The following is a 6546-nucleotide window of genomic DNA, read 5'->3' as shown; positions in this document are numbered from 1 at the left end:
CCCAGGCCCAAGAATCCGGTAACGCCCACCTGCCGGGCGTCTGACGCCCGCAAGGTGGCCTTAACGGCAGTTCCGGCGAATCAGTGACCGGGGGTCTTCGAGGACTCCGAGGACTCCAGTTCGTGCGCACCGTGGCCGTTGCCGCGGGCCCGGTCCAGGGCCGCGGACTCCTCCGCCGGGTCCGGCGACCAGATCGAGCCGGGGACGGCGTGTCCCGCGGACCCGAGCTTGTTCATCTTCTTCGGCACCGACGCGCCCTGGTACTCCAGCGGGATCGCGTGGCCGTGGTCGTCCACACCGCCCAGCGGCTGGTGGATCTCGATGAACTCACCGTGCGGCAGCCGCTTGATGATGCCGGTCTCGACACCGTGCTCGAGCACCTCGCGGTCGGCCCGCTGCAGGCCGAGGCAGATCCGGTACGTCACGTAGTAGGCGATCGGCGGCACGATCAGGACGCCGATCCGGCCCGCCCACGTCGTGGCGTTCAGCGAGATGTCGAACTGGTCGGCGATGATGTCGTTGAACCCGGACAGCTCGATGACCATGAAGAAACCGAGCGCCATCATGCCCAGCGCGGTGCGGACCGGGGTGTCCCGCGGCCGCTGCAGCAGGTTGTGGTGCGCGTTGTCCTTCGACAGCTTCCGCTCGATGATCGGATACGCCAGCAACAGGCCGATCAGCAGCGGCATCCCGATGGCGCCGGGGAAGAACACCGCCGGGATCGTGTACTTCCCGAGGTAGACCTCCCACGCGGGCCAGATCCGCAGCATGCCGTCGGCCCATGCCATGTACCAGTCCGGCTGCGAACCCGCGGACACCTGCGCCGGGTTGTACGGGCCGATGTTCCAGATCGGGTTGATCTGGAAGATGCCCGACATCAGCGCGAGCACACCGACGACCAGCGCGAAGAACGCACCGCCCTTGAGCGCGAACACCGGCAGGATGCGGACGCCGACGACGTTGGTCTCCTTGCGGCGCACACCGGGGAACTGCGTGTGCTTCTGGTACCAGACCAGCGCCAGGTGCGCGCCGACCAGCGCGAGCATGATGCCCGGCAGCAGCAGGATGTGGATCGTGTACAGGCGCGGGATGATCACGTCGCCGGGGAACTCCCCGCCGAACAGCGCCCAGTGCAGCCAGGTGCCCATCACCGGCACCGACAGCACGATGCCCGACAGCGTCGCGCGGATACCGGTGCCCGAGAGCAGGTCGTCCGGCAGCGAGTAGCCGAAGAAGCCCTCGAACATGCCCAGGATCAGCAGCAGGCCACCGATCATCCAGTTCGCCTCACGCGGGCGTCGGAACGCGCCGGTGAAGAAGATCCGGAGCATGTGGACCATCATCGAGGCGACGAAGATCAGCGCGGCCCAGTGGTGCAGCTGCCGCACGAACAGCCCGCCGCGGACGTCGAAGGAGATGTCCAGCGTCGTGGCGAACGCGCGGGACATCTCGACGCCCTGCAGGTTCTTGAAGCTGCCGTGGTAGACGACCTCCTGCATGGAGGGGTCGAAGAACAGCGTCAGGTAGACACCCGAGAGCAGCAGGATGATGAAGCTGTAGAGCGCGATCTCGCCCAGCAGGAAGGACCAGTGGGTCGGGAACACCTTGTTGAACTGGTGCCGCAGGCCCTTGGCCATGTGAAAGCGGTCGTCGGCGTTCTTCGCCGCTTCGCCCACCTTCTGCTCGAGCAGGCTCGTGCCCTTCGTCGGCGTGGTCAGTGAACTCATGACTTGCGCTCCCAAAATGCCGGCCCGACCGGCTCGATGAAGTCACCGCGCGCGTACAGGTAACCCTGATCGTCCACTGTGATGGGCAGCTGGGCAAGCGGCCTGGTCGCCGGACCGAAAATCGGCTTGCCGTAGTGGAGCGCGTCGAACTGGGACTGGTGGCACGGGCAGAGGATCCGGTTGGTCCGCTGCTCGTACAGCGAAGTCGGGCAGCCGACGTGGCTGCAGATCTTCGTGTACGCGTACAGGTCACCGAAGTTGAAGTCCTCCTGGCCCTCGCGCTTGACCACGCGGGCGGCGTCGGTCGGGCGCAGGCGGATCAGCATGACCGGGTTGTCCGAGCGCTTGAACGCCTGGGACAGCGCGTGCTCGTCGTGCCGCTCGGACTCGCGGAACGGGAACACCGTCTCCATCGCGCCCGCGTCGAGGTCCTCGGCCTTGACCAGCACGATCTCCTCGGGCTTGCCGGTGTTGCGGCGCAGGTAGACCTTCTCACCGGGGTGCGCCGGCTGCCAGCCGGTGTGCCACAGCGAGTCCTTGTTGTCGGAGTTCTTCCACGGGTCCTTGATGAAGGACGCCACCGGCAGCGCCGCGGCCGCCAGGCCCAGCGCACCGGCACCCGCGCCGGCGGCCCGCTTGATCAGCGAGCGGCGGGCGATGGTGCTGCGGTTCCCGGCGTCGGCGAGCTGGGCGAGGATCGTCGCCTTGTCGATCTCCTTCGACCCGCCGTCGCCGCGCTCCTGGACCGTGGTCTCGGCCGGGATGAACTTCTTGGTGTAGAGCAGCACACCGATGCCGAGCCCGAGGATCGCGACACCGAGCGTGATCCCGAGGAACGGCGTGTACAGGCTGTAGAGGAACGCGGCGTGCTCGTCGTTGGGTTCCTTGTACTGCCACGGCCACCAGATGAGCGAGACCACGAACGCCAGCCCGGCCAGCGCGGAGAGCACGAACCAGAACGCCACCAGGCGCTCGGCCCTGCGCTCGGCGCGGGTCCCCTTGACCGGCCACGGCTCCGGGTAGTCGATGATCTCGACGCCGTCCAGCTTGCCGCCCAGCTCGAGCAGCTGGTCGCGGTCCATTTCAGCCAGTTCCGCCTCCGTCGGCGGCTTCGGCCCCTCCTCGGCACTCATGCCTTCGATCCAATCCACAACGTCACGCCGACCAGCGCGGCGATCCCGACGATGAAGGCGATCAGGCCCTCGGATGCGGGGCCGAACCCGCCGAGGCTGTTACCGCCAGGGTTGTTGTTGCCGTCGGACACGGACTTGACGTAGGCCACGATGTCCTTCTTCTCCTCCGGCGAGAGCTGCCGGTCGGAGAACTTCGGCATGTTCTGCGGCCCCGTGAGCATCGCGTCGTAGATCTGCTCTTCGGTGGCCGGGTCCAGGTTCGGCGCGTACTTGCCCGCCGAGAGGGCACCGCCGCGGCCGGTGAAGTTGTGGCAGGACGCGCAGTTGAGGCGGAACAGCTCGCCACCGCGCGCCGGGTCGCTGCCGCGCAGCGCCTCACCGCGTTCCGCGGGGCGCTGGACACCGCCGCCGTGCGCCTGGATGTAGGCGCCGACCGCGTCGATCTCGCTCTCCGACAGCTTCGGCGGCTTCCGCGCGGCCTGCGCCTCCTGGCGGACGGCGGGCATGCGGCCCGACGAGGTCTGGAAGTAGACCGCGGCGTCGCCGATGCCGATCAGGCTCGGGCCGCGGTCCTTGACACCCTCGAGGTTCGCGCCGTGGCACTCGATGCAGGTGTTGTTGTAGACCTGCTCGCCCTGGCGCAGCAGGGCCGGGTCGCCCTGCGCTGTCGCGGTCTGCGGCTCGGGGGCGAACACGGCGTACAGCGCGCCCGCTCCCACCAGCGCGACACCGAGTGCGAGCAGGCCGGCGAACCGCCTCCGCAGCTTCGACCGCGCGCGGTAGCGGCGCTCCGAGGACTTCTTGCTGGTGGTCATCTTGCGGCAACCCTTGCTGTCAGTTCAGGCCGATAGTGAACGTGGTGGCGGCGGAGCGGGATCAGGGAATGATGTAGATCACCGCGAAGAGGCCGACCCACACGATGTCGACGAAATGCCAGTAGTACGACACGACGATCGCGGAGGTGGCCTGCGCCGGCGTGAACTTGCTCAGCTTGGTCCTGATGAGCAGGTACACGAAGGCGATGAGACCGCCGATCACGTGCAGGCCGTGGAACCCGGTCGCCAGGTAGAACACCGTGCCGAACGGGCCCGACGGGATCGTCAGCCCCTCGTCGATCAGGTTCAGGTACTCGTTGCCCTGGCCGCCGACGAAGATCGCGCCCATGATCAACGTGACGATGTACCAGCGGCGCAGCCCGAAGACGTCGCCACGCTCGGCGGCGAACACGCCGAACTGGCAGGTCAACGAGGACAGCACGAGGATCACCGTGAACGGGATCGCGTACCCGACGTTGAGGTGGAAGGGCTCACCGTGCAGCGGCGGCGGCCAGTGGCCGGAGGAGTTCTGCGCCTTGACGGTGAAGAACATCGCGAACAGTCCGGCGAAGAACATCAGCTCGCTGGACAGCCACACGATGGTGCCGACACTGACCATGTTCGGCCGGTTCAGCGAGTGGACCCGCTGACTGATGGTGGGAGCTGCCGTTGTCACGCGTCGCATTATGTCCTCTCGCACCGGCACCCCGCCCTTCGGGTCCGCGGCGGGTCGCGTGCGGATCCGATCACATCGACCCCCGCCGAAGGTGAGAGCTACTCATGAGTTTCCTGAACGTGCTGCGTGACCTGCTGGGAAAGCGGGAAAGCCCCGCGCTGACCCCGGACACGCCCGGGCTGGAGATCGTCGCGGAGGCCTTCGACCCGGCCGAGGCGGACTCCGCCGTGCTCGCCCGTTCACCCGGCTGGGTACCCGACGCGCAGGCGGTGTTGCGGCACCATCTCACCCTGCCTCGTGAGCGGGTCGCCGACGCGGCGTCGATCCTCGCCCAGGACGGCTGGGACCTGCGCGAACGGTCCGAAACCGACGGCGTCGTCCGGGTCGAGGCACAGCGTGTCCAGGTCCTCGACGCGCTGCACTGCGCGCAGGAACGCTCACGGATGGCGGGGCTGGCCCAGCGGCTCGGCGGCGACTCGCTGGGCTGGGACGCCCGGCAACCGGGTGAGTCGCCGACCGCGCCCGCGTGATGTCGGTCATGCCGGATACGATCGCGGGGTCCACGGTGACGAGACGAGCTGGAGGCGTGCCGACTATGCGGATCCTGGTGTTCAGCCACAAGGCGGAGGTACGCGAGGCGATCGTCAACGCGATCGGCCGCCGCCCCGCCGCCGACCTCGGGCGGGTGGACTACGTCGAGGTCTCCGGGATCGCGGACGTGCTCAGCGAGATGGACGCCGGCGAGGTCGACCTGGCCATCCTGGACGGCGAGGCGCAGCCGACCGGCGGCATCGGGCTGTGCCGCCAGCTCAAGAGCGAGATCACCGACTGTCCGCCCGTGGTGATCTCCGTGCGGCGCAAGGACGACCGCTGGCTGGCGACGTGGTCGCGCGCGGACGCCGTCCTCGTGCACCCGCTCGACCCGCTGACCGCCGCGGAGACGGTGGCCGACGTGCTGCGCGCGCGCCGGGTGCCCGCCGTCAACGGCTGACCCCCCTCATGAGCGACACCCCTGTCCCCCGCACCTGGCCTTTGCTGCTCAACCAGCTGATCGCGCGCACCGACCTCACCGAGGACGACACCGCGTGGGCGATGGACCAGATCATGTCCGGTGCCGCCACGCCCGCGCAGATCGCCGGGTTCGCCGTCGCCCTGCGGGCCAAGGGCGAGACCCCGGCCGAGATCTCCGGTATGGCCGAGGCGATGCTGGCGCACGCGCACCGGGTGCGGATCGAGGGCCCGGCGGTGGACATCGTCGGCACCGGCGGTGACCGGTCGAACTCGGTGAACATCTCCACGATGGCGACGCTCGTCACGGCCGCCGCGGGCGCGCCGGTGGTCAAGCACGGCAACCGCAGCGCCTCGTCGAAGTCGGGCGCCGCCGACGTGCTGGAGTCGCTCGGCGTCGCGATCGACCTGCCGCCCGAGGGTGTCCGGCAGAGCCTCGCCGAAGTGGGCATCGGGTTCTGTTTCGCCCCGGCGTTCCACCCGGCGCTGCGGCACGCGGGCCCGGTGCGAAGCCAGCTCGGCGTGCCCACGACGTTCAACCTGCTCGGCCCGCTGACCAACCCGGCACAGCCGGAAAGCGCGCTGATCGGCTGCGCCTATCCGGACAAGACCCGGGTACTCGCCGAGGTCTTCGCCCGCCGCGGCGCGTCCGTGCTGGTCGTGCGGGGTGACGACGGTCTCGACGAGATCACCACCACCACGACGTCCTCGGTGTGGGTCGTCTCGGGCGGCCAGGTGACCGAGCGTGCCTTCGACCCGGCCGCGGTCGGGATCCCCCGTGCCACGACCGAGGACCTGCGCGGGGGCGACGCCGAGGCCAACGCACGCGTCGTCCGCGACCTCGTCAACGGCAAGACCGGCCCGGTACGGGACGCCGTGCTGATCAACGCCGCCGCCGCGCTCGCCGCGTTCACCGGCTTCACCGGCTCGCTCGAGGACGACATCGCCGCCGGGCTGGCCCGCGGTGCCGAGGCCATCGACACCGGCGCCGCCGCGGCCCTGCTGGACCGCTGGATCACCTTCTCCGCCAAGGCCCGCTCCTGACCCGACCGTCCACATCGGACATATTCCGCGCGCTGTGCTGAAGGGGGGGGGGGGGTGCGACCGCCGGGCGCCGCGCGCCCCCACCCGCCCGCGGCCCCGCCGGCGCGCCGGCCGGGGGGCGTGGCCCGCCCCCACGCGCGCGG

At 69.5% G+C, this 6546-nt stretch carries 7 protein-coding genes; 3 read left to right on the top strand and 4 right to left on the bottom strand.

Going from position 1 to position 6546, the window contains the following annotated elements; genetic code table 11:
- Positions 1-80: 80 nt before the first annotated feature.
- The 4 genes from ACFWY9_RS37855 to ACFWY9_RS37840 form a co-directional block, all read right to left on the bottom strand.
- The gene (locus ACFWY9_RS37855) at positions 81-1727 is read right to left on the bottom strand and encodes a cytochrome bc complex cytochrome b subunit (protein ID WP_378331414.1); all 1647 of its coding nucleotides are present in this window, start codon (positions 1725-1727) and stop codon (positions 81-83) included.
- Positions 1724-2860 carry a ubiquinol-cytochrome c reductase iron-sulfur subunit gene (locus ACFWY9_RS37850; protein WP_378331415.1) on the bottom strand — a complete coding sequence of 379 codons (1137 nt, stop codon included), beginning with the start codon at positions 2858-2860 and terminating at the stop codon, positions 1724-1726. Before ACFWY9_RS37850 ends, ACFWY9_RS37855 begins: the two co-directional genes overlap by 4 nt.
- Entirely contained in the window at positions 2857-3675 is an 819-nt protein-coding gene (locus ACFWY9_RS37845; protein ID WP_378331416.1) for a c-type cytochrome, read from the bottom strand. Before ACFWY9_RS37845 ends, ACFWY9_RS37850 begins: the two co-directional genes overlap by 4 nt.
- Before the next feature lie 61 nt (positions 3676-3736).
- Positions 3737-4360 (bottom strand): heme-copper oxidase subunit III, encoded by a 624-nt coding sequence (locus ACFWY9_RS37840; protein WP_378331417.1) that lies wholly within the window; start codon positions 4358-4360, stop codon positions 3737-3739.
- A gap of 95 nt (positions 4361-4455) precedes the next feature.
- Here ACFWY9_RS37840 and ACFWY9_RS37835 point away from each other — a divergent pair, with 95 nt between their 5' ends.
- The 3 genes from ACFWY9_RS37835 (at position 4456) to trpD (ending at position 6403) form a co-directional block, all read left to right on the top strand.
- Positions 4456-4881: a ribonuclease E inhibitor RraB gene (locus ACFWY9_RS37835; protein ID WP_378331418.1), complete on the top strand. Its 426-nt coding sequence runs from the start codon at positions 4456-4458 to the stop codon at positions 4879-4881.
- A gap of 65 nt (positions 4882-4946) precedes the next feature.
- Entirely contained in the window at positions 4947-5342 is a 396-nt protein-coding gene (locus ACFWY9_RS37830) for a hypothetical protein (protein WP_378331434.1), read from the top strand.
- Between the two features lie 8 nt (positions 5343-5350).
- Entirely contained in the window at positions 5351-6403 is a 1053-nt protein-coding gene (trpD, locus tag ACFWY9_RS37825) for an anthranilate phosphoribosyltransferase (RefSeq protein WP_378331419.1), read from the top strand.
- Positions 6404-6546: the final 143 nt, after the last annotated feature.

The sequence above is a fragment of the Amycolatopsis sp. NPDC059027 genome (genome assembly GCF_042739735.1).
Taxonomy (GTDB): Bacteria; Actinomycetota; Actinomycetes; order Mycobacteriales; family Pseudonocardiaceae; genus Amycolatopsis.
The sequence above is the reverse complement of the archived record's forward strand: the minus strand, read 5'-3'. Positions and strand labels throughout refer to the sequence as shown.